16 protein-coding genes, 1 tRNA gene and 2 rRNA genes (1 of these 19 running past the window's edge) are annotated in these 22436 nt (G+C 60.6%); 4 read left to right on the forward strand and 15 right to left on the reverse strand.

The window, feature by feature from the left end:
* From ACXAEK_RS05965 to ACXAEK_RS05975, 3 genes are all read left to right on the forward strand, one after another.
* Positions 1 to 1544, forward strand: a 23S ribosomal RNA gene (locus ACXAEK_RS05965); it begins 1286 nt to the left of the window's first position.
* A gap of 204 nt (positions 1545 to 1748) precedes the next feature.
* Positions 1749 to 1863 (forward strand): 5S ribosomal RNA (rrf, locus tag ACXAEK_RS05970).
* A gap of 83 nt (positions 1864 to 1946) precedes the next feature.
* A tRNA-Met gene (locus ACXAEK_RS05975) sits at positions 1947 to 2023 on the forward strand.
* Here the strand turns inward: ACXAEK_RS05975 and ACXAEK_RS05980 are convergent.
* The 5 genes from ACXAEK_RS05980 to ACXAEK_RS06000 all read right to left on the reverse strand — a co-directional run bounded on the left by ACXAEK_RS05980 (position 1980) and on the right by ACXAEK_RS06000 (position 8059).
* On the reverse strand, positions 1980 to 3668 hold the full coding sequence (locus tag ACXAEK_RS05980) for a recombinase family protein (protein WP_475045202.1): 1689 nt from the start codon (positions 3666 to 3668) through the stop codon (positions 1980 to 1982). The genes ACXAEK_RS05975 and ACXAEK_RS05980 overlap by 44 nt on opposite strands.
* A 25-nt stretch (positions 3669 to 3693) precedes the next feature.
* Entirely contained in the window at positions 3694 to 3873 is a 180-nt protein-coding gene (locus ACXAEK_RS05985; protein WP_193748099.1) for a hypothetical protein, read from the reverse strand.
* Positions 3874 to 4202: 329 nt separating this feature from the next.
* The gene (locus tag ACXAEK_RS05990; RefSeq protein ID WP_475040453.1) at positions 4203 to 6437 is read right to left on the reverse strand and encodes an AAA family ATPase; all 2235 of its coding nucleotides are present in this window, start codon (positions 6435 to 6437) and stop codon (positions 4203 to 4205) included.
* 84 nt (positions 6438 to 6521) lie between these two features.
* Entirely contained in the window at positions 6522 to 7427 is a 906-nt protein-coding gene (locus tag ACXAEK_RS05995; protein WP_475040455.1) for a GIY-YIG nuclease family protein, read from the reverse strand.
* A gap of 140 nt (positions 7428 to 7567) precedes the next feature.
* Positions 7568 to 8059 (reverse strand): hypothetical protein, encoded by a 492-nt coding sequence (locus tag ACXAEK_RS06000; RefSeq protein ID WP_475040457.1) that lies wholly within the window; start codon positions 8057 to 8059, stop codon positions 7568 to 7570.
* 634 nt (positions 8060 to 8693) lie between these two features.
* Between ACXAEK_RS06000 and ACXAEK_RS06005 the strand changes: the two genes are divergently transcribed.
* Positions 8694 to 10415 carry a plasmid recombination protein gene (locus ACXAEK_RS06005; protein ID WP_475040459.1) on the forward strand — a complete coding sequence of 574 codons (1722 nt, stop codon included), beginning with the start codon at positions 8694 to 8696 and terminating at the stop codon, positions 10413 to 10415.
* Between the two features lie 895 nt (positions 10416 to 11310).
* Here the strand turns inward: ACXAEK_RS06005 and ACXAEK_RS06010 are convergent.
* The 10 genes from ACXAEK_RS06010 to ACXAEK_RS06055 form a co-directional block, all read right to left on the reverse strand.
* Complete coding sequence (locus tag ACXAEK_RS06010; protein ID WP_475040461.1) at positions 11311 to 11823, reverse strand: sarcosine oxidase subunit gamma; 513 nt, start codon at positions 11821 to 11823, stop codon at positions 11311 to 11313.
* 14 nt (positions 11824 to 11837) lie between these two features.
* Positions 11838 to 14825 (reverse strand): sarcosine oxidase subunit alpha family protein, encoded by a 2988-nt coding sequence (locus ACXAEK_RS06015; RefSeq protein ID WP_475040463.1) that lies wholly within the window; start codon positions 14823 to 14825, stop codon positions 11838 to 11840.
* Positions 14822 to 15124, reverse strand: coding sequence for a sarcosine oxidase subunit delta (locus ACXAEK_RS06020; RefSeq protein WP_475040464.1), 303 nt, complete (start codon positions 15122 to 15124; stop codon positions 14822 to 14824). The genes ACXAEK_RS06015 and ACXAEK_RS06020 overlap by 4 nt, the downstream gene beginning before the upstream one ends.
* Before the next feature lie 12 nt (positions 15125 to 15136).
* Entirely contained in the window at positions 15137 to 16390 is a 1254-nt protein-coding gene (locus ACXAEK_RS06025; protein WP_475040466.1) for a sarcosine oxidase subunit beta family protein, read from the reverse strand.
* 84 nt (positions 16391 to 16474) lie between these two features.
* The gene (locus ACXAEK_RS06030) at positions 16475 to 17242 is read right to left on the reverse strand and encodes an SDR family NAD(P)-dependent oxidoreductase (protein ID WP_475040468.1); all 768 of its coding nucleotides are present in this window, start codon (positions 17240 to 17242) and stop codon (positions 16475 to 16477) included.
* A 12-nt stretch (positions 17243 to 17254) separates the two neighbouring features.
* Entirely contained in the window at positions 17255 to 18439 is a 1185-nt protein-coding gene (locus tag ACXAEK_RS06035; protein WP_475040470.1) for a glycine C-acetyltransferase, read from the reverse strand.
* A gap of 12 nt (positions 18440 to 18451) precedes the next feature.
* Positions 18452 to 19744: a TRAP transporter large permease gene (locus ACXAEK_RS06040; protein ID WP_475040471.1), complete on the reverse strand. Its 1293-nt coding sequence runs from the start codon at positions 19742 to 19744 to the stop codon at positions 18452 to 18454.
* Positions 19741 to 20238, reverse strand: a complete 498-nt coding sequence (locus ACXAEK_RS06045; protein WP_475040473.1) for a TRAP transporter small permease — start codon at positions 20236 to 20238, stop codon at positions 19741 to 19743. The genes ACXAEK_RS06040 and ACXAEK_RS06045 overlap by 4 nt, the downstream gene beginning before the upstream one ends.
* A gap of 58 nt (positions 20239 to 20296) precedes the next feature.
* Positions 20297 to 21289, reverse strand: a complete 993-nt coding sequence (gene dctP, locus ACXAEK_RS06050; RefSeq protein ID WP_475040475.1) for a TRAP transporter substrate-binding protein DctP — start codon at positions 21287 to 21289, stop codon at positions 20297 to 20299.
* Between the two features lie 78 nt (positions 21290 to 21367).
* Positions 21368 to 22393 (reverse strand): proline racemase family protein, encoded by a 1026-nt coding sequence (locus tag ACXAEK_RS06055; RefSeq protein WP_475040477.1) that lies wholly within the window; start codon positions 22391 to 22393, stop codon positions 21368 to 21370.
* Positions 22394 to 22436: the final 43 nt, after the last annotated feature.

The raw sequence follows: 22436 nt of genomic DNA on the forward strand, positions 1-22436 counted from the left end.
AGCCGGGGCGTGAGCCATCCGGTGGAGAGATCACTAGCGAGAATGATGACATGAGTAGCGACAAAGAGTGTGAGAGACACTCTCGCCGAAAGTCCAAGGGTTCCTGCTTAAAGCTAATCTGAGCAGGGTAAGCCGGCCCCTAAGCCGAGGCCGAAAGGCGTAGGCGATGGGAACCAGGTTAATATTCCTGGGCCAGGAGGATGTGACGGATCATGAAGGTTGTCCGCCCTTATCGGATTGGGCGGGCCGCTGATTGGTCCCTGGAAATAGCCCTCCATCAGACCGTACCCTAAACCGACACAGGTGGACTGGTAGAGAATACCAAGGCGCTTGAGAGAACGATGTTGAAGGAACTCGGCAAAATACCTCCGTAAGTTCGCGAGAAGGAGGCCCGGGTTCAAGGCAACTTGGATCCGGGGGCACAAACCAGGGGGTGGCGACTGTTTATTAAAAACACAGGGCTCTGCGAAGCCGTAAGGCGACGTATAGGGTCTGACGCCTGCCCGGTGCCTGAAGGTTAAAAGGAGGGGTGAGAGCTCCGAATTGAAGCCCAGGTAAACGGCGGCCGTAACTATAACGGTCCTAAGGTAGCGAAATTCCTTGTCGGGTAAGTTCCGACCTGCACGAATGGCGTAACGACTTCCCCGCTGTCTCCAACATCGACTCAGCGAAATTGAATTGCCTGTCAAGATGCAGGCTTCCCGCGGTTAGACGGAAAGACCCCGTGCACCTTTACTACAGCTTCGCACTGGCATCAGGATTGTGATGTGCAGGATAGGTGGTAGGCATCGAAGCAGGAACGCAAGTTCCTGTGGAGCCTCCCTTGAGATACCACCCTTCGCACTCTTGATGTCTAACCGCGGTCCGTTATCCGGATCCGGGACCCTGCGTGGCGGGTAGTTTGACTGGGGCGGTCGCCTCCTAAAGAGTAACGGAGGCGCGCGAAGGTTGGCTCAGAGCGGTCGGAAATCGCTCGTTGAGTGCAATGGCAGAAGCCAGCCTGACTGCGAGACTGACAAGTCGAGCAGAGACGAAAGTCGGCCATAGTGATCCGGTGGTCCCGCGTGGAAGGGCCATCGCTCAACGGATAAAAGGTACGCCGGGGATAACAGGCTGATACTGCCCAAGAGTCCATATCGACGGCAGTGTTTGGCACCTCGATGTCGGCTCATCTCATCCTGGGGCTGGAGCAGGTCCCAAGGGTACGGCTGTTCGCCGTTTAAAGAGGTACGTGAGCTGGGTTTAGAACGTCGTGAGACAGTTCGGTCCCTATCTGCCGTGGGTGTAGGATACTTGAGAGGAGTTGCCCCTAGTACGAGAGGACCGGGGTGAACGATCCACTGGTGGACCTGTTGTTGCGCCAGCAGCAGTGCAGGGTAGCTATGATCGGACAGGATAACCGCTGAAGGCATCTAAGCGGGAAGCCCCCCTCAAAACAAGGTATCCCTGAGGGCCGTGGAAGACCACCACGCCGATAGGCCGGAGGTGTAAGCGCAGCAATGCGTTCAGCTGACCGGTACTAATCGCCCGATAGGCTTGATTTGATCCAGTAACAGACAGTGTTACGGACACAGAAAGCAAACACATCCCTAACAAAACTTGGACATGTTGATTGTAGCGCCTCCTGCATTTGGAAACGTCGTCGTGACATAACTCCTGGGCGGTCTCTCGCGTATTTACTCCGTAAGCACGCTGCCGACCGCAAACCGAGAAAATCCAAATGCCGAAGGCATCTGGATTTTTCTCGGTTTGGTGGCTACAGCGCAAGTGAAACACCCGGTCCCTTCCCGAACCCGGAAGTTAAGCACTGCCGCGCCGATGGTACTTGGGCTAAAGCCCTGGGAGAGTAGGTCACCGCCAAACCTAGTAAAATCCAAAAAATCTCTCTGAACGATAAAAAAAACTGTCCTCAAGAAGCGTTCCACGCGGTAGGACAACCAAAATGCCGCGGGATGGAGCAGCCAGGTAGCTCGTCAGGCTCATAACCTGAAGGTCGCAGGTTCAAATCCTGCTCCCGCAACCAACACTAATTCACCTGACATATCAAAGGCTTCTGGCGCACCGCCCGGGGCCTTCTTCCTGTCCGGGCCTCCCGCACCCGACGCCAGCCGCAGAAGCCCGGCCAGATCCCCCTCCAGCGTCAGATCCAGGCCTGTGTCCTCCGCCGCGGGCGTCAGCATGATCCGCTCCACCAATGCCCGCAGCGCCTCCTTGGCCTCTTCCATGCCTTCGCTGGAGCCAAGGCTCCGGATCAGCCGCGACACCCGTTCCCGGTAGGCTTCCGCCATCGACGGGTGAAACACCACCGGGTCCGGGGCAGGGGTATGCTCCAGCTCCCGTTCCAGCTGCTGGCGCCGCGTGTCGAGCTCGATCATCCGGTCCTTCACCTGGTCTGCGGGAATGCCCGCAATGATCGCATCCACCAGCTTCTGATGATCCCGTTTTGCGCGGGTCAGTGCCTGTTCCTTTTCCTTGCGGTTCCCGGCGGCTGCCGCCTTCAGCCGGTTGCGCTCGGCAGTGTATTCTTCGCAGAAGACCTGCACCGCGTCCGGATCCATCAGGTGGTTCGCCAGCGCTTCCAGCACCCGGGCTTCCAGGTCGGCCTGTTTGATCGTGCGCTTGTTGCTGCAGACCGCGGCCCCTTTGTTCCGTGCCGCGGAGCAGCCGAAGCTGTCCCTGGAGATCTTGGCAAAGCCGCCGCCGCAGCAGCCGCAGGCCATCAGGCCGGAAAACAAGGTCTTGGGGCGGCGCCGGTCCCAGACCGGCACATTGGTGCCCGCGGTCTTCAGTTCGCCCTGGCGGGCCCGGACCGCCTCCCAGAGATCCTGTTCGACGATCCGCAACTGCGGAACGTCGGTGATCGTCCACTCGCTTTCCGGGTTCAGCCGCGAGATGCGCTTGCCCGTTTGCGGATCCTTTACGTAGCGCAGCCGGTTCCAGACCTGCCGGCCGATGTAGAGCTCATTGTTCAGGATGCCGGAGCCGCGCTGGCGGTTGCCGTGAATGGTGGAGGCACCCCAGTGGCGGCCGGATGGGGCAGGCACGCGCTCCTTGTTGAGCGCTTCGGCGATCTTCTTCGGCGACAGGCCACTGGCGTAGTTCACGAAGATCCGGCGCACGACATCTGCCTCTTCCGGGTGGATCTCACGCTCGCCGCGGATCACCTCGCCATTGCTCGTGAGTTGCGGCTTCATGCGGTATCCGTAAGCTTTGCCGCCTGCGGATTTGCCCTCCAGTGCGCGCCCTTTGAGACCGCGGTGAGTTTTCATCGCGATGTCCTTGAGCTGGAGCGCATTCATCGTCCCCTTCAGCCCGATATGGATCTCCGAAATCAGCCCGTCCGCCACGGTCTCGATCGGGAGGCCGTTGAAGCAAAATTCCTGGTAGATGTGGGCAATGTCGGCCTGGTTGCGGCTTAGACGGTCGAGGGCTTCCGAGACCAGAACATCGAAGGTGCCGCCGCGCGCATCGCGGAGCAGGGCCTGCATGCCGCTGCGCATAAGGCTGGCGCCGGAGATGGCGCGGTCGGAATAGGTGGCCACGACCTCCAGCCCCTGGGCCTTGGCGTAATCGGTGCAGTCGCGGATCTGGTCCTCGACAGAGGCGTCGCGTTGCAGGTCTGTCGAGTAGCGGGCGTAGATGGCTGCTCTGAGCCTGGGCTGGGACATGGCGGTGTTCTCCGGTGGTTTGATGTTAACCGGGAGAATTGCCGTCCCGGTGGTCGGTGCGGGCTGCCTCGCGGGCGAGGGCGCGCAGGAGTTCGTGAAGTGACGCGCGGGTGCCGGCGTCCTGCCGGCAGGAGCCGTTTTGCGGGCGGCCGGGTGTTTCCGGCGCCTGCGGGCATTCGGCATGTCTCTTCCGGTCCCGTGCCATAGGCCGAGGTCTCCTGTCTCCGGTGGGCGGTGGCCGCCCGCGTGTGCTGATGGAGACAGTTTACTGCGCCGGACTGGGTTGGATCGACCCAGGTTGTAACCCTGCGGAGACGGAAATTGTGGATAAGGGCCTAGAAATACGGAACTTTCCCTCTGCAGAGGGAGCTGGGCAGGGATGCGGGGCATAGACCGCTCCGGCGGGGCTTTGGGACAAAGTATTTCCAGGAGGGAATTATCCGGATTTTGGACCAACCGGAGCCTGCACCGCGGAAGTTTGCACATAAGACTTGTGCAAACCTCGCGGCGGTGCGGCTTGGTTGGCGGGCGCATCTACTGGTCCAGGACCTGCTCTGGACCATTTTTGCGTGGCACATCACGCAGCCAGGACCGGACCGCCTTGGCGTCGAACTCTCGTTTCTGCACCAAGTCTGCAGCCATGTCCTCCAGCAGCTGCTGATGGGGATACAGCAGCGCGCGTGCGTGGTCCTCCGCGTAGTCGAGCTTCTCACGGAGGCGCTTGCGGTCGGGTTCTGCAAGTTGAGCGGGATCCTGCGGTCCGAACCAGCCGTTGCCGTAGGCACCGAGTCCCAGCTCGTGGTCCACTGCCAACGCAATCCGCGCAGCCTGTGCCAAGTCGGACGTGGCGCCCCCGCCGGCCCCGGCAGAAACAGTATTGAAGACGAGCCGCTCCGCTGCCCGCCCGGCCAGGTGAACGTAGAGCTGACGGTCGAAATCTGTGTCCAGCCCCGCGTTCGGAGGAGCATCCCGCTCGATTGTGCCGCCAGATGGAGACAGGCTGATCCGCGTGATCGTCTCGCCGTAGCTCCACGAGGTGATGGCGTGACCGGCTTCATGAATGGCGATGCGGTAAAGCAGGTCGTGGTTCTCCTCCTGTGCCATGACTTGCAGATGGCGGCGCAGAAGCTGCAGATCGAGCGGGCAGCCGCTGTGCCGGGCTTCACTGCGGGCAGAGCGCACCGCCGCGTCCACGTCGGCGGCGGTCTTTCCGATACATTCCCGTGCCAGCTGCCGCAGATCCCCCTCTTGGACCGCGTCCTGCAGCCGCTCAGCAAGGAGGTGCTGCAGCATCGCCATGCTTGGCAACGGCATCTCGATCTTGATGTCAAACCGCCCGGCTCTCAGCACCGCGGGGTCTAGGTGCTCTGGGTGGTTGCAGGCACCAACCACCATAATCCCTGCCTCCCGGCTGATGCGGTCCATCTGCTCCAAAAAACCAGCAACCACTTGGCGCCTGTAGCTGGCACTGTTGTCGCCGGCACTGTCGCGGGAACCGATCGCGTCAATCTCATCCAAAAAAAGGATACAGGGCGCATTCTTCCGGGCTTCATCGAAGCTTCTTCGCATCGCGAGCAGCAGGTTGCCAAGATGCCCTGCGCTCTGCCATTCGGCGCAGCTGGTCTCAACGCAATTTACCCTAGCGCTCCGGCCCATTGTCCTTGCCAGATAACTTTTGCCGGTGCCTGGCAGGCCAAAAAGCAGCAAGGAGTGCGGGATCTCATTCCAGGCCACTCCGCCTTCGGCCCAGAGCCGCAGGTCCGCAACCAGTTGCCGGGCGGTGTCATAGGACCGGCCAATGCCTGTGATCTCTTCCCTCGGCGCGTGGGCTTCGGGTGGTGAAGCGGCAGCGGCAGCAAGCGCCTGGGACAGGCGTTGCGCCATCTTCTTCGCTGTGGGCGCACGCAGGGCGAACGAGAGTGCGGGGATGGAGAGCTCCTGCAACTGGCCGTTCCGGGGCAGCGCGGCACGGGCGGCGGCTTCATCAATGCGGCCTGTCCGGCTGTGGGTCTGACGCAGCAGGGCGATCAGAAAATCCGCGTCCACTTGCGGCACTGTCAGTTGATGACAGTGCTCCGCCACCAGCGGCGCGGGCAGTGCCATCTCATCCGGCAGGCAGATCCACAAAGGCTGGCTGTGCGCCAGACCCTTGATGATCAGATCCTGCAGCTCATCAATGTGTTGCTGTTCAATCGCACCATCGCGGGCACTGGGGACAGCGAGGGTCACGCGCTGAGGCAGCTGCACCTGCCGCCGGGCGTCATAGGCCTGCCAGCCCGGCGGCAGCAGGGCGTGGTTAAGGAGGTTTTCCACGCTTGAAAAACCGGAAGCAGGAACGTTGCGAAGGATCAGCACGGCGCCACGGGCAAGCTGCGCGTCCACTGCAGCCGGGGAGCCGAAGGCCGCGGCGATCCGCAGCAGCAGAAGCAGCTGGTCTGCCGGCAGGTCTGTGCCCGGCAGCCAGCGGCCCGTGTTGTCACAGGCATATGGGTCGGCACCTTCCTGCTCCAGCGCTTCCCAGAGTTCCGGCGGCAGATGCCGCGCGTCCGGCTGCTCGCTCAGATGCTGCAGCAAAGAATGGGGGTGATCCGGTGCTGGGGGCACAAGGGGCTCCCCGGCGCCAGCCCTGCCGTCTGGTGCGTCTTCTTTGAGTGTCTTGCGCCGAGTTTGCTGCAGCTCTCTGTGATAGAGATGATAGCGGCGGGCGCAGTCTTCAGCGAACTGCCACCAATCGGGGCGCGCGGGCTTGGAGAGATCAAGCTGGCTCATGGAAAGCCTCCTTCAAAAAGGCAAAAGGGATCGGGCGCCCGGTGGAACCGGGCTGGAGATGTTGGAAATTGAAGAGGGGGGCGCTTAGCTGTCTTCTTCTGCCTCAATGGCGTCGAGCATCGCGAAAATCACTTGGCACACATCCGGAAAATAGACCTCACTTTTGACCCTCAATTCACCGGCGTAGAGGTCTGGCGGCGCGACACTGCCGGGGTACTCTGCCTTCAATTGCGCATGCAGGCCTTTTTCAATTTGCACAGCTGTGTGGCCGGAGGAGACGGGAACCGTCCGCAGGACCTGCGCTTCCGTCTCTTTGGTCTTCAAAATCTGGTGGTAAAGGCGGGAGACGGGATCGCGGCTGTAGCCGAGTTTGATCAGCTTGGCACCTTTGGCGAGTTTAAGCTTCATGACGTAGAGAAAACTTGGCGCACTGCTCCAGCCCTCGCCGCAGTTGCTGCATTGAAACCGGCCAGTCTGCATGTTGGCTCGTGCGATCCGCTGAATATGGCCGCAGGACGCATGCCGGTACAGACGGTAGTTCTGGTTGCCACCTGTGTCTTCGCCGATCAGGTGCCACCCCCGTTCTTCTGCTTCAGCCTGTTCTTTGTCAGCGTGGCAAATCTCGCAGCGTACATTGCACAGGCCTTCGGCTGCCCGCTTAACCATCTCAAATTGCCGGCGCAAGTTATGTCCGCAGGGGGCGATGTAGTGGGCATAGTGACGGTCTTCCGGATCGCGGCCTGCCCACTTCAAACCTGCGGCCACAGCGTCGGCCTGCCACCGGTCTTGAATGCAGTGCGGGCACTGCGGCTGGCTGTTCATGAGAACAAAGATCTTGCTGGCATGTGCCCGTCGGCAGGTGTGGCAGGATAGGAGCAGGTGATAGCGGTCCTTGATGCGCTGCAGGATGCCGAAGCCCTTGGCTTCGGCGGCGGCGCGCCAGTGGGGATGGACCGTTTGCGGGAAATGTTCGCAGGTTGAGTGGGGCATGGCAGCCTCCGCATGGCAAAATTGGGCAGGGCAGGCGCCGGGACTGGCGCTTGCTGAAACTTCAGAATTGGCATGGCTGAGCCGGGCGCAGCGGCGTGTCCGCCGCGGGCCGGGGTCAGAAGAATGCTGGGATGGTTGGCTTAGTTGGGCAGGAAGTTCTGCGCTTCAGCCGCTAAGGAGAGTTCGACGAGTGCGTTCATCTGACGTGCGGCTGTTTGCATCAGGGGCCGACGTACAGCGTCCTCGACGTTGAACAGCTCCTGGTTCTCAAAGTACAGCTGCTGAAATCTGAGAGCCTCTTCCGCTCCCGTGGACTCGATGAGGAAGTGCAGCAGCATGCTCATGCGTTGCAAAGGCAAGTCGCTGGCCCGGACCACCTGTGCGGTCAGGATGTCGCCGCTGAGTTGAAGACAATCCTGCCAGCGGGCTTCGGCAGCCTCTTGGATATCGGTGGACGCGGGATCCCAGGAAAGCGCGTGCGACAGATCACGCTCCAGTTCGAGGGCTTCGTCCACTGCCTTGGTCAGCGTGTCGAAGGTGCGGGTGATGAAGGTGGGGCTGTCATCTGCGACAGATGCGGGCCACAGGGCTTTCAGCGCGCATTCGCGCGTGATACGGCAAGTATCAGCCATAGTCGGTCTCCTTCCACGAGATCGGTTTTGGTTAGGGCCGGGCGGGGAGCTTCCACCTTCCCCTCGGCCTGTTGCAAATGTGTGCAACTAGATGCAATATGCACCCATTGAATCTGAATGTCAACTGCACACAAGTGAACACATGGCCAGAACATCAGCGATATCTGTACGAGTGACTGAAGAAACCAAGAAAGCCGTAGAAAAGGCAGCGGCGCAGGATGACCGGTCTGTAGCCTCTTATGTGGAACGGCTTCTGATCGCGCACCTTAAAGAACAAGGGTATCTGCAAAAGTAAGTGCGGGCGCCTGGAGGAAATGACCCAGGTGTCTGGTTCGATCGGCTTGCTGTCATTCAAGATTATCGAAAAAGAATAAGTCATCCACGGCCCCCGGCAGGGCGGGTCCAGCAGGCTGCTGGCCGCAGGAAGCTTATCCGGGTGACGCCCGGATAAGCTGACGAGGAGGGGATCGAAGGGGGTATCCCCCTCGCGAACGGCAAGTTGAAATCCTGGGGCCCAGCCCAAGATTGCAACTTGCCTAGTGAGTACAAGCCTCACAAAAACAAAAATAAGCCTATCGGGATTTTCTTCGTCTTCGCGGAGACTCGGATCAGAGAAGCAGATCCGAGCAGCAAGATGACCGTACAGCCCAAGTTCACCCAAGCCCAGCCCGTAATTCTTGATGAAGCACCGGTTGTGCTGCGCTTTGCAGGCTTGTTTCCGCGGGACCTTGGCAAGTTCAAGATGCATGACGAGCGCGGCGGCGGCGACCTGGATCATGTCGACCAGGAACTGTCCCGGCTGAACCAGGTGCTGGCCGGCGAACCGGGCTGGCAGCAGCAGATACGCGGCGAAATTGCTGAGATGCGCCGTCACAATCACGAGGAGCATTTGCGCGCGCTGAAGGCCAAGTCACGCATGAAGGACGCAAGGAAGCTGGAGGCGGAAGGGCCTGCAGACCCCTGGCGGTCCTGCAGCAGAGGTCCGCTTCGGGAAGGCATCATCACAGTCAACAAAGATTGGCTGGGCGGGGCAGGGCTCTCTGAATGGGATCCGGAACGTGTCTCTGCTTTCCGCAAAACCGCCATGTCGTTCCTCGGTGAAAACTTTCCAAACGGGCAGCTGCGCTATGCCAATGCCCACGTCGATGAGGAGGCTTACCATATCCACTTTGTCGTGGCCGTTTGGACCGAGAAACCATCCGCCAACCGCGGGCATCAGATCCTGCTGCAGCCATCTGAGAACCCGCTCATCAAGAGCTATGAGCATGCCCAGGATCTTGCCGGAGAAGCTTTTGAGACAATTGGGCTCGCCAGGGGGGAGCGCCGTGCCGAGGCCCGGCGCCAGGCGCGGGCAGAGGGAAAACCTCTGCCCGAAAAGCGGCAGCATGTGCCGCCATCAAAATGGCGTGCTGAGGAGCGCCAAAAGGCGCAAGCAGAGAAGAAACGCATCCTGGGCGATGCCCAGGATGAAGCAAAGGCGGCCGTTGAAAACGGCCGGGACTTGGCCAAGGCCACGGTCAAGAAATCGCGCAAACGCGCGGTGAAAGAGGCACGGGTCCGCAAACAGCGGACCGCGAGGGAAACTGCAAAGATGATCCGCCGCCGCGATATGGCGGAGGCAGAGGCTGTGCAGAAGGAAAAAGCGGCTGACGCCGCGAATGCTCTGAAAAAGAAAATTGTGGCTGAGGTCGGGGCATTGGAGCCGAGGGTTAAGGGGTATGAGGCAAGGGCAGAAGAAGCTGCGGAAAAGTACCGGGCCAAGATGGCAGCGCGGAAGGCCGAAGAGGAAAAACGCGCGCGGGTTATCCAAGAAAGGCAACAGGCCGAGCAGGTGCTGAACGCCACGAAGGCAGAGAAATCTGATCTGGCCGCTCAACTGCGGCGGATGGTTCAGCACCGCGGCCAGGAAGAAAAAGCGGCTGCTGAGGCCCGGGCTGCCCGGCTGGCTGAGGAGAAGAGGCTGCAGGAGGCAGAAGAAAAGGTCCGGTTGAAGGCAACGGAGGCAGAGGTCATCACGGATGCCATCGAGACCGGATTGGATTTGGTTGCTGATGGGGCGGTCTTCTGGCGGGAGGCGTCTGCGGATCAGCAGGCCGGCTTGACTTGGGGCGGGGCCGCTCCGGATACCAAGGGTGCGCGGGATGAAAAGCTGAAAGAAATCCGCCCGGCAATGCGGATGGTCACGCGCATTGCTCAACTGGTGGCCCGGACCGTGAAACGCGCGCTCGCCAACGAACGGCAAAAGTTGAAGCAGGACGCGGATTATGTCCGCGGCCTGCGTCAGAAATGGGAGCCGGAAGATGCAGCGAGGCTGTCGAGGATCACGCTCGGTGGTATAAACAGCGGACCGAAATAGGGCCGACTGCTGACTTTTGCTGCGTGAAAAGCCAAGGTTTGCTGTGCCGGACTTTGCTGCCGTTGCCCTTCCTGGCGTTTGCTGACGCAGCATTCGCTCGTGGGTGCGGCGTGGCTTTCTCTTTGAAGCAGCATGTGCCGCCAAACCGGCCGTTAAAAGTCAGTCCGAGGGGCGGAATTCGAACCGCCCTTTCGCTGCGGTCAGGACCTGCTAACGAAGAGCGGACAAACCCGCCTTTCACTCACTCTGTTATTGTTGATGCGCAAATCCCTTGCTCCCGCAGTTCGAGACTTTCAGCAGCACGGCGAACTTCCCGTTTGCAGGCATTCGAGGCCCGCAAAAATAGGCGGAGCACAAACCTACCTTTCGCTACAGCAGGGTCAGTCAAATGAAATGCGCAGACAGTCCGGACTTATGCCGCAAGCGTTGAATTAGCTTCTAGCAGCTGTAGCGTTGCGCAGAAACGATCTTTGAACAGCTCGCAGCGCTTCCCGGAATTGGGCAATGGCGGTGTTTGGAACGAGAGTTGGCTTCTGGTCCAAATTGTTCAGAGCTGTGCGAGTTAAGGATTTGCTCGAACCGCAGAAGTCTACCATCGCCCACCTTTAGCCGCGATGCTGACCCTTCTAAAGCAAGCACTTGCAAGAATTGCCAAAAGCTGGTTTGGCGTGCTTGTCTGCATTGCTGCAATCCTGAAACAGGCGCAGCCTTCCAGATCTTCCCTGAAGATGCACTGCTTACTTGAATTCCTCAGGTATTTGAAAATTGCATCAACACCAGCCAGCCGCCTGGCGGGGAGAGAGCCGCAACCGGGCAACTGGCTGGTTATTGTGCAGCTTTCCCTGATGGCCGCAGCTGCCAGCCGTGAGCAGCTGCCGCGGCACGTCCGAGGCAGCTACACAGCTTCTGACCCGTGCAGGGCCAGCAAGCTTTCCACATGCGGGGCAAAGGAGCGGAACACTTCCACGTTGAATCCCGTGTCTGTCCGGCGCGTGATTACCGCCTGTGCGCTATCCAGGATCGTGCGCTTGCCTTCGCCTGGCGCCAGGCTGTCCACATCAAAAGGGCAGATAGTCTTCAGCGCGGCTGCGGCTTTGCCACCCTCGACTTTTAGGGTCACATCGCGTGCGGTGATGTCGACCAGCGCGTGCGGGGCTTCCAGAGCCGCCAACCGTTGTCTGAGGTCCACTGCCAATTCCGGGGAACAATAGAGGGTCCACTCATCCGGCGACAAGCACAGCAGGCGGATCGCGCCGCTGGCGGCTGGCTGGCCGATGCACTGAGGCAAGAGGCAACCAAGCGCATCCTCTACCGCGCTGCGTTCAGCGGGGTCCATCCGCAGACTGAACCGCGCCGCGCCCTCGGACCGGATCACTTGCAACTTGTCAGACTGGATCACATCTTTCATTTCTGCTGCTCCTTTCACGCACTGAGCCTGGTATTTTCTGGATCAAAGAACTGCGTGGAGGCAATTTTCGCTGCCACGGTCTTCCCTTCCAACGGAATGTAGACAGTATCCCCCATCCGGCTGCGGCCGCCTTCAATCAGCGCCATGGCGATAGACCGGCCAAGCGCCGGGCTGTTGTAAGACGAGGTAACGTGGCCGATCATCTTCACTGACTGCGCCTGCGCGACGATCTGCGCGCCTTCAGTAGGCACCTCCTGTGGATCATCGGTCAGCAGGCCGACCAATTGCTTACGGCCTTCGGCCTGCAGATCCGTCCGCTCCAGCGAGCGCTTGCCGATGAAGTCGGGCTTCTTTTTGCCTACTGCCCAGCTTAGGCCCGCGTCATAGGGTGTGACCGTGCCATCGGTGTCCTGGCCGACGATGATGTATCCTTTCTCGGCGCGCAGGACATGGATCGCCTCGGTGCCGTAAGGCGTGATGCCATAGTGTTTGCCCGCCTCAAACAGCGCCTCCCAAACCTTGCGCCCGTGGTTGGACGGCACGTTGATTTCGAACCCAAATTCTCCAGTGAAGCTGACCCGCATCAGCCGCGCGGGCAGGCCGCAAACGGTGCAATCCGCTATCGACATATGCGGGAAAGCCTTGTCGCTCAGATCCTGTCCTTCAACAAAGGGTTCGATCACTTTGCGGGCGTTGGGGCCATGCAATGCGATGGTGGCATATTGCTCGGTGGTGGAAGTGAGCCAGACTTTTAGTTCCGGCCATTCGGTCTGCAGGTAGTCCTCCATTACTTTCATCACGGCCGGTGCCCCGCCTGAGGTGGTGGTGACGTGGAAATGGTCCGATGCAAGACGACCGACGATGCCGTCGTCGCGGATATAGCCATCCTCGCCCAGCAATAGCCCATAGCGGCAGCGCCCGGGCGCCAGCTTGGTCCAGGGGTTGGTGTAGATGCGGTTCAAAAACTCGGCCGCATCGGGGCCGCGCACATCGATCTTGCCCAGGGTGGAGGCGTCGAAGATGCCCACAGACTCGCGCATCGCCCTGCATTCACGTGCAACGGCAGTATGCATGTCCTCGCCCGGTTTGGGGAAGTACGAGGCGCGGCGCCACAATGCGACGGGCTCAAACACCGCGCCTCGCTTCTCGGCCCAAGCATCGATCGGAGTTTTACGGGTTACGTTGAAATGCGCACCGCGGGCGACGCCGGCAAAGGTGCCGAAAGTCGTCGGCGAAAAGGGCGGGCGAAAGGTGGTCAGCCCTACCTGCTGCGGCGCCCGGTTCAGCGCGTCTGAAGCAATCATCAGACCGTTCATGTTGGACATTTTGCCTTGATCGGTCGCCATGCCATTAGTGGTGTAGCGCTTTACATGCTCAATCGAACGCATCCCCTCACGCACCGCCAGCCGCAGATCTTTCGCCGTCACGTCGTTCTGGAAATCGGTAAACGCCTTAGCCTTCCCCGGGTTGCGGTCCGTCGGAAGTTCGCGGTGGGTTTCGCCCGAACCGCAATCATCGCCAGAGACCTGCCAGGACAACGGCTCGGCCACTTTCCCCATATCCGCCAGCACCTGAACTGCGGCCTGCGTGCCCTGTTCCAGCGCTGCGGCATAGCCCCAGCTGCCAGTACCCCCACCTGCGGTCTGGCAGGCTTCGGTAGCTTTGCCCGGCAAATAACAGTCCAGTTCTTTGCTCCATTCCAGTGAGCCTTTGGTGTGCGAGAACAGGTGCAGCGAAGGCGTCCAGCCGCCGCACATCAGCACGCAGTCGCAGGCAATCCAGCGCCCCGGCTCGGCCCGGCTACCAATCAGCGGGTTTATCCGAAGCGACTTGACCCGCAAACGCCCTTTGGTGCCGGTGGCGGTGTAGCCCGTCAGCACCTCGATACCGCGGGTTTTGGCAGCGTCGATCAGATCGTCCCGGACCGCTGTGCGCGTGTCGATGATTGCGGCAGGCACCGCTCCGGCATCTGCCAGTTCAAATGCCACCCGCCAGGCGCTGTCGTGCGAAGTGAAAATGGCCGGGCGTTTCCCCGTCAAAACGCCAAAGCGGTTCAGATAGGTCTGCGCCGCGCTGGCTAGCATCACTCCGGGGCGGTCGTTGCCGTCAAAGACCAGCGGCCGCTCGATGGCGCCCTGCGCCAGGATCACCTGTTTGGCACGCACCCGCCACATCCGTTCGCGGAAAGTGCCGCGCACCGCCAGGGCCTGATGGTCAGACAGCCGCTCAGCCAGGGCCACCATGTTCTGATGGTAATAGCCAATGGCGGTTGTGCGGGTCAGCAGAGTGACATTCTCCATCGCGGCCAGCTCAGCCACAGCTTCATCAGCCCAGCCGGCGCCGCTTTGGCCGCCAATCCGCACAAGACTGTCTGTCAGCAGCGACCCGCCGGCCTCAGCATGCTCCTCCGCAATGATCACCCTTGCGCCGCTTGCCGCAGCGGTCCGGGCCGCTGCCAAGCCAGCAGCGCCTGTGCCGACAATCAGAAGGTCACAATATTGATAGGTTGCCGTATATTCATCCGCATCTTTCTCCGCCGGCGGCTTACCCAGGCCCGCCGCACGGCGGATGAAGGGCTCATAAAGCTTCAGCCAGAAGCTTTTGGGCCACATGAAGGTCTTGTAGTAAAAGCCAGCCGAAAAGAACATGTAGGCTAGGTCATTTACCGCCATCGCATCGAATTTCAACGACGGCCAGGCGTTCTGGCTGCTGGCCTGCAAGCCGGGGTAGATCTCCTGCAAAGTTGCACGGGTGTTGGGGGTGAACCGCCCCGTGCCTTCGTGAATGCCTGCCAATGCGTTCGGTTCGTCCGACCCGGCAGTCACCACGCCGCGCGGGCGGTGGTACTTGAAGGAGCGCCCCATCAGATGCACGCCATTGGCTAGAAGGGCAGCGGCCAGAGTGTCGCCTTCGCGGCCATCGTAGGATTTGCCGTCAAAAGTGAAACGAACGGGCTTGCCGCCTGCATTGCGGCCGCGCCCGGAAACCCGGAATTTACTCATTGGTCCTCTCCCAGCAGGGCTGAAAGCTCAGGTTGCGGGTCTTCGACCCGGTAGGTGGTCAGGAATTTGTCGCTGACAGTGTGGCGGGCGGCATGGAAGAAACGCCCGCAGCCGTGCAAATGGCGCCAGCGCTCAAAATGCACGCCGCGCGGGTTCTTGCGGTGGAACAGGAAGCTCTCCCATTGGCAGTCATCCAGTTGCATCGGATCGCGGGTCCGGTTCATGTGAGCTTCTCCAGCTGCAGTGAATTCCAGTTCGGGCAGATCGCGTTCGCAGTACGGGCAGTGAATATACAGCATCTGTCTGGCTCCTCAGTGCGCTACGGCGGCCGCGGCCGCTTCGTCGATCAGGCGGCCGGTGCGGAACCGGTCCAGCGAAAATGGCGCGTTGATCGGGTGGGGGGCGTCCTTGGCGATGGTATGGGCGAACAGATGCGCTGCACCCGGTGTCGCCTTGAAGCCGCCGGTGCCCCAGCCGCAGTTCAGATACAACCCGTCAACCGGCGCCTTGCACATGATCGGAGAGCGGTCTGGTGTCAGGTCCACTGTTCCTGCCCATTTGCGCAGCATCCGCATCCGGGCGAAGGCTGGGAAGACTTCGCAAATTGCTGCCACGGTATGCTCCATCAGCGGCAGGCCGCCGCGCTGGGAGTAGCTGAGATACTGGTCTGTGCCCGAGCCGATCACCAGCTCGCCCTTGTCGGATTGGCTGATATAGGCATGAACCGAGTTTGAGACGACGATGCAGTCCAGTACTGGCTTCACCGGTTCCGATACCATCGCCTGCAGCGGGTAGCTCTCCATGGGCAGGGACAGCCCCGCGCTTTGTGCCAGCGGAGAGGTATTGCCTGCCAGCGCCAGGCCGACCTTTCCGGCGCGGATGAAACCGCGGGCCGTCTCCACCCCTTCTACAGCGCCATTGGCGTGGCGGCGGATTGCGGTCACCGGGCAGTTCTGGATGATGTCGACACCCAGCTTGGCCGCGGCGCGGGCATAGCCCCAGGCCACCGCATCATGGCGCGCCGTACCTGCCGTGGACTGCCAATTGGCACCAAAAACAGGGTATCTTGCGTCTGCACCAGTATTGATCAGCGGGCATTTCTCCAGCACCTGATCCGGCGTCAACCATTCATTTGCAATGCCATTCAGGCGGTTGGCATGGATATGGCGCTGCGCGCTTTGCACGTCATGCACGCTGTGCGCCAGCATCATCAGTCCGCGCTGGCTGAACATCACGTTGTAGTTCAGCTCCTGGCTCAGCCCCTCCCACAGATTGATGGAGTGGTCATAAAGCCGCGCGCTTTCGTCGTAGAGGTAGTTGGAGCGGATCACCGTAGTGTTGCGCCCAGTGTTGCCGCCGCCCAGCCAGCCCTTCTCGATTACCGCCACATTTTTGATGCCGTGTTCTTTGGCCAGATAATAAGCCGCGCCCAGACCATGGCCGCCGGCGCCCACGATCACCACATCATATTCTCGCTTCGGCTCCGCCTCGGGCCATTGCTCGGTCCAGTTCTTGTGGCCGCGCAAGGCATTCCAAATCACCGAAAAACCGGAGAAATGCGTCATGCTTTTCTTTCCTCTGCACTACAGGAGACAGTCTCCGGGAACCATCATTCCCGGAGCCTCCCGCTCAATTAGCCTTTGCAGGCGTTAACTGTTCTTGATCACACCGGAGGCGTCAAAGCCGCCGTCCACCGGCAAGCTGACCCCGGTGATGTAGCTGGACTGCGGCAATGCCAGATAGACGGCGGCGGCTGCCACTTCCTCCGGCGTGCCGTAGCGGTCCATCGGGATGCCTGCCAGATAGGCACGGCGGGTTTCCTCGTCGTGCATTTTCTTAACCAGCGCAGTTTCGATGCCGCCCGGCGTCAGCGCATTGACGGTGACACCATGTTTGGCCCATTCCATTGACATCACCCGCATCATCGCTGACACCCCACCCTTGGAGGCGCCATAGGCGGTGCGCCCGGTACCGCCGCGCACCCCCGCCATCGAGGACATGGTGACAATCCGGCCGTATCCATTGTCCACCATCACCCGGCCCGCCGCCTGCATCATTAGGAAACTGCCTGTCAGGTTGATGCCAATGATCCGGTCCCAGTTCTCCTGGGTGGTTGCCAGCGCATGCTGTTCCAGCCCGATCCCTGCGAAATGCATCAGAATTTCCAGCGAGCCGAATTTGGCCAGGGTGCTCTTGATCAGAGCGTTGACCTCGTCGGCGTCAGCAACATTGGTGCGGATGAAGGCCGCATTGTGGCCTTCCCCGGTCAGCCGTTCCACCGCCTCATTGGCAAATTCTGCGTTCAGGTCAGCGATCACGACATTAGCGTCCAGCCGGGTCAGCATCTCTACAGTGGCCAAGCCAATACCGCTGGCACCGCCAGTAACGATGGCGGTCTGGCCTTTCAGTGAAAACATCTGTTGTCCTCCTTAGGAAATGACGCCAAGCTCGCGGCCCGTTTGGGCGAACGCGGCGATGGCACGGTCCAGCGCTTCGATGGAATGTGCGGCGGACATCTGGGTGCGGATGCGGTCTTGGTCTTTAGGCACTACCGGGAACGAAAAGGCCGCCACATAGACTCCCAGTTGCCGCAGACCAGTGGCAAAATCCTGCGCCAATTGCGGGTTGCGCAGCATCAGCGGGATCACCGGGTGTTCGCCCGGCAGCAGCTCGAATCCCAGCGCAGTCATTTCGCGGCGGAAGTGTCCGGCATTGCGCTTGAGGCGTGCGCGCAGCTCTGGCTCTTCTTCCAGCAGATCAAGCACCCGTAGACTGGACTGGGCAATCACCGGCGCCAGAGTGTTCGAGAACAAATAGGGGCGCGAGCGCTGGCGCAGCCAATCCACCACTTCCTTGCTCGCCGCCACATAACCGCCCGAAGCACCGCCAAGCGCCTTGCCCAGAGTGCCGGTTAGGATATGCACCCGGCCTTCCACCCCGCACAGCTCCGGTGTGCCGCGGCCGTTTTCGCCGATGAACCCCACGGCGTGGCTGTCATCAACCATCACCATCGCCTCGTATTTTTCAGCTAGGTCGCAGATCTCAGGCAGTTTGGCGATGTACCCATCCATCGAAAAGACACCGTCGGTAGCAATCAGCCGGTAGCGGGCGCCCTGCGCATCTTGCAGGCAGCGCTCCAGCTCCGCCATGTCCGAATTCGCGTAGCGGAACCGCTGCGCCTTGCACAGCCGCACCCCGTCGATGATCGAGGCATGGTTCAGCGCATCCGAGATGATCGCATCCTCGGGCCCCAGGATCGTCTCGAACAGCCCGGCATTGGCGTCAAAACAGCTGGGAAACAGGATGGTGTCCTCCATCTTCAGGAATTGGCTCAGCTTGGCCTCCAGCGCCTTGTGCGGAGTTTGGGTGCCGCAGATGAAGCGCACCGAGGACATACCGAAGCCATAAGCATCCAGTGCGGAATGCGCTGCCTCCACCAGGGCCGGATGATTGGACAGGCCTAGGTAGTTATTGGCGCACAGGTTGATGCTGCGGCTGCCGTCCTCCAGCACCACCTCGCCCTGCTGAGGCGAGGCGATGGGCTGTTCCGTCTTATAAAGCCCCTCGGCCGCCAGTTGTTCCAGCCGGGCGGCGATATCTTCGTTGAACGTCATATTCGGTGGTCCTTAGTATCCGAGAATGTACTCCGGCAGCGCCAGCGCCACCGCGGGGATGTAGGTTGTCAGGATCAGCGTCGGGATCCAGGCAAAGGCGATCATGATGAGCGTCGGTTTCAGCATCGAATGCACCGAGGTCTGCCCGACACGGGCGCCAAGATAGAGCAGCGGCGCGGTGGGCGGAGTGATGTTACCCATGCCTAGGTTCACGCCGATGATGGCGGCAAACTGCACCGGATCAACGCCCAGATCCTGCACGATGGGCAACAGCAGCGGCGCCGACAGCAACACGCCCGAGACGTCATCCATCAGCATCCCGATCGCCACCAGCACGATGTTGATCATCAGAAGGATCACAATCGGATTTTCCGAGATCGAAAAGATGAATTCCTGCGCGATGCCCGGGATGTCCTCGAATACCAGCAGACGGCTGACGATCATCACCATGAAGAACATGACCATCACTGCGCCGGTGGTAATGCCGGATTCGATCACGGCCTCCTTGAAGGTCTGCCAAGTCAGCCCGCGGTAGATCCAGAACCCGACCGGCAGCGCATAGAAAACAGCGATGGCGGCCGCCTCGGTCGGGGTCATGACCCCGCCATAGATGCCGCCGAGGATGATTACCGGCATCAGCAGCGCCGGGGTTGCAAATACGGCGCGGCGGCGGGTTTCCTTGAAGAAGGCCTCGGGAACATCATCCAGCACGATGTCCTTGCGGTTGCGCATCATCACCCAGTTCACCAGGCACAGCAGGGTGATCAGGATGATCCCCGGCACCACCGTGGCCAGAAAACACTTTAGCACAGATTGCCGCGTCACCCAGGCATAGATGATCTGGATCGAGCTTGGCGGGATTAGCAGCCCCAGCGGCGCGGCATTGGCAATCAGCGCCGCCGAGAACCCCTTTGGGTAGTTGTGCCGCTGCAGCCGCGGCAGCATCACGCCGCCAATGCAGGTCAGCGTTGCCGCCGCCGAGCCGGAGATTGAGCCGAACAACGCGCTTGCCAGCACCGCCGCCGCCGACAGCCCGCCGCGGAACCAGCCCAAAAACAGCGAAGCCATATCCACCAGCGGCTCCGCCAGCTTGCCCCGGTTCATGATCGCGCCCGAGAGGATGAACAGCGGAATCGCCAGCAGCACGATGTTGTTCATCCGCCAATGCCCTGAAGACAGGAAATTGGCGATATCGGTCTCGGCCACCCAGCCGAGGTATAAAAGCACCGCGCCAAAGGCAAAGGGCACCGGCAGCCCGATCACCAGCAGAAAGCAGAGCATAATGAAGACGATTGCAAGTGTCATGATGCGGTTTCCCGGTTGGCAGTGCGGCTGCCGCGCAAAGTCCGCAGACCGTTCAGCAGCGCATGAAGGGTCATCAGCAGAAATCCGGCAGCAATGAAGAAACGTGGAACAGCAAGCGGGATCTTGTAGACGGTCGTCGTAGGGATGCTCGGCCAACGCGCGAATTCATTCAGAAACATGCGCATGGCAAAATAGGTGAGGCCCGCCAGGATTAGCGCTTCAATCAGCTGGATGATGCCGGAATAGACCAGACGGCTGTGTTCCGAACGGATCAATTCCAGGATGATGTCGGCCTTGATGTGGCTGTCGGTCTTTGATGCCAGCGCCCCTCCCGCGAAATACAACAGGAAGGCGATGATCAGCGCCCATTCCTCATAGGCAAACAGATCCGTTTCAAAAACATAGCGCATCAGAACGACGACCAGGAACACCGAGGCCAGAAACAGGCTGCAGGTGAACACAATGGCGCGCTCCAGTTTGACCAGCAGGTCCATGGGCTCCCCCTCCCAGTAAGAACCGGGGCAGCAAGGGCTGCCCCGGAAGAATTTCAGATCAGTTCAGGTCTGCCTTGATCGAGTCGAGCAGGGCTTTGCCAAGCTTGTCTTCCAGCACCGGCCAGACTGTCTCACGGACATGGGCAGCGAGCGCAGCTCGCTCTTCGTCGGAAATGCTGACCACTTCGATGTTCTTCTCGTTCAGGCGCTGCATATACTCGGCATCAACGGATTTGCTCAGTGCAAAGGACTTTTCAGACGCATTTGCAAAGGCCCCTGCGATCGCCTGCTGCTGCTCTTCGCTCAGCCCGTCCCAGGTGTTCTGATTGATGTAGAACGCTGTGTTTTCGACAAAGGCGTTATAGGGGGTGAAGTATTTCACGCTGTCGCCGAACACCGTGTAGTTGGACTCGGCGGTGCCGCCGATCACGCCCTCGATCACACCTTGCTGGATGGCTGGAACCACATCGCCCCAGTTCATGGTGGTGGTCTTAAAGCCAATCGCCTGTGCCGTTAGACGGCCCACATCAGCGCTCCAGACGCGGATGTTCAGGTCCTTGTCGCCGGTGCCGCCCGCATCGGTTGGCACCTTGGTGGAACCCACACCGATGAACCCTTCGGCAAACACGCCCAGCAGCTTCATACCCTGCGCTGCGATATGCTTGTCATAAATGTCATAGAAGGCGGAACCGGCGGAATAGACCTTCTCCATCTCCTCGTAGTTGCTGACCAGGTAAGGCAGTGAGTTGATTTCCAGCACCGGGTCCTTGTGGCTGTAAATGAAGGTATGGCCGATATCGATCACCCCGGCGGCGACGTCATCAAACACCACTTCGCCATTGCCCAGCTGGCCGGCCGGAAACAGCTTGATTTCAATACCAACGCCCGCGCCTTCGATTTCAGCGATGGTTTCCTTCAGCACTTTGGTCGCGTTGTGGTCGACCGGGTGCTGCCCCGCCAGGCGTAGTTTCACGTCAGCAGCTGTCGCGCTGGTAGCTGTCATCAGCACCAGCGCTGCGGCGGTCAGTTTCAGTCCGGAAAAGAGTTTCATTGTGTATCCTCCCTAGTTTGGATGCCGGAAAAGGGTTTCCCCCGGCCGCTGCACCGGCGGCGACCGGGGCATGGGGCGTCAGCGGGGCGCCGCCGTGCCCCAAGTGTCGGACAGGGTGTAGCCCAGCGGGAACGGATCCGTTGGATGCACACCCAGGTAGTGGCGACCATAGATCCAGGCCCGTCCCGAGACCTGCGGCAGGATTGCCTCGTGGCTGCCGCAGGTAGTAATGCCTGTGATCCTAGCGATGAATTCTCCGCCGATGATCGAGCGGGACGAAATGGTGTCATCCAGGCTGATCTCGCCGCGGGCCAGCATCACAGCCAGCCGTGCCGAGGTGCCGGTGCCGCAGGGCGAACGGTCGATGCGGCCCGGGTGAATGATCGTCGCATTGCGGATCGCGGTGCCGCTGCCCGCGATGAACATCGGGTATTCGACCCGGTTGAAGCTGGCCACCTCTGGATGCTGCACCGTGATCTGCTCTGCCGCGGCGGCCTGAATGCGGGCCCCGAGATCCACTAGGTCGCGCGCCTCATGCGGAGCGATTTCAAAACCCAGCTCCTCGGCGCGGATCAAGGCGAAGTAACAGCCGCCAAAGGCAACGTCGGTCTTGATCGTGCCCAGGCCCTCGACCTCCAGCGGGTGATCGAAATGCTCCGCGAAACTGACAGGCATGGCGATTTGCACGCGTTGCACCTTTTCGCCGTCCCAGCTGGCGGTGGCCTCGATCAGCCCGGCGGGGGTGTCCAGCGGCACCACGGTTTCAGGACCGGTGGGCTGCACCAGACCGCTTTCCAACAGTGCGGTGGTGACGCACATCGTATTGGACCCCGACATCGCATGCGCGCCATCCGCCTGCAGCGGGATGAAACCGAATTCCGCCTCCTCCCGGCAGGAAGGCTGCAGCAAGTTAATAGTCATCTGTGAGGCACCACGCGGTTCGTACAAGCATTGCTTCAGCAGGCTGTCGTCGGTGGAATTGATGTAATCCATCCTTTCGACCAGCGTGGCGCCTGGAATATCCGGGGCCCCGGCAACGATCACCCGGCCGACCTCGCCTTCAGCATGCACGCCCAGCAGCTCGATCTCTTTTTCGATTTTCATCATGTGTTCCTTGGTTCCGCGAGCACCACTCTCGACAAGGAAC

It is taken from the genome of Leisingera sp. ABM4_101 (assembly GCF_056158725.1).

Bases quoted from the DNA above. Each gene is read 5' to 3' on its own strand.
- ACXAEK_RS06025 (WP_475040466.1), bottom strand. From the start codon at position 16,390: ATGACGCATTTCTCCGGTTTTTCGGTGATTTGGAATGCCTTGCGCGGC.
- dctP (WP_475040475.1), bottom strand. From the start codon at position 21,289: ATGAAACTCTTTTCCGGACTGAAACTGACCGCCGCAGCGCTGGTGCTG.
- ACXAEK_RS06055 (WP_475040477.1), bottom strand. From the start codon at position 22,393: ATGAAAATCGAAAAAGAGATCGAGCTGCTGGGCGTGCATGCTGAAGGC.
- ACXAEK_RS05990 (WP_475040453.1), bottom strand. From the start codon at position 6,437: ATGAGCCAGCTTGATCTCTCCAAGCCCGCGCGCCCCGATTGGTGGCAG.
- ACXAEK_RS06005 (WP_475040459.1), top strand. From the start codon at position 8,694: ATGACCGTACAGCCCAAGTTCACCCAAGCCCAGCCCGTAATTCTTGAT.
- ACXAEK_RS05980 (WP_475045202.1), bottom strand. From the start codon at position 3,668: ATGTCCCAGCCCAGGCTCAGAGCAGCCATCTACGCCCGCTACTCGACA.
- ACXAEK_RS06030 (WP_475040468.1), bottom strand. From the start codon at position 17,242: ATGTTTTCACTGAAAGGCCAGACCGCCATCGTTACTGGCGGTGCCAGC.
- ACXAEK_RS06020 (WP_475040464.1), bottom strand. From the start codon at position 15,124: ATGCTGTATATTCACTGCCCGTACTGCGAACGCGATCTGCCCGAACTG.
- ACXAEK_RS05985 (WP_193748099.1), bottom strand. From the start codon at position 3,873: ATGGCACGGGACCGGAAGAGACATGCCGAATGCCCGCAGGCGCCGGAA.
- ACXAEK_RS06000 (WP_475040457.1), bottom strand. From the start codon at position 8,059: ATGGCTGATACTTGCCGTATCACGCGCGAATGCGCGCTGAAAGCCCTG.
- ACXAEK_RS05995 (WP_475040455.1), bottom strand. From the start codon at position 7,427: ATGCCCCACTCAACCTGCGAACATTTCCCGCAAACGGTCCATCCCCAC.
- ACXAEK_RS06015 (WP_475040463.1), bottom strand. From the start codon at position 14,825: ATGAGTAAATTCCGGGTTTCCGGGCGCGGCCGCAATGCAGGCGGCAAG.
- ACXAEK_RS06040 (WP_475040471.1), bottom strand. From the start codon at position 19,744: ATGACACTTGCAATCGTCTTCATTATGCTCTGCTTTCTGCTGGTGATC.
- ACXAEK_RS06035 (WP_475040470.1), bottom strand. From the start codon at position 18,439: ATGACGTTCAACGAAGATATCGCCGCCCGGCTGGAACAACTGGCGGCC.
- ACXAEK_RS06045 (WP_475040473.1), bottom strand. From the start codon at position 20,238: ATGGACCTGCTGGTCAAACTGGAGCGCGCCATTGTGTTCACCTGCAGC.
- ACXAEK_RS06010 (WP_475040461.1), bottom strand. From the start codon at position 11,823: ATGAAAGATGTGATCCAGTCTGACAAGTTGCAAGTGATCCGGTCCGAG.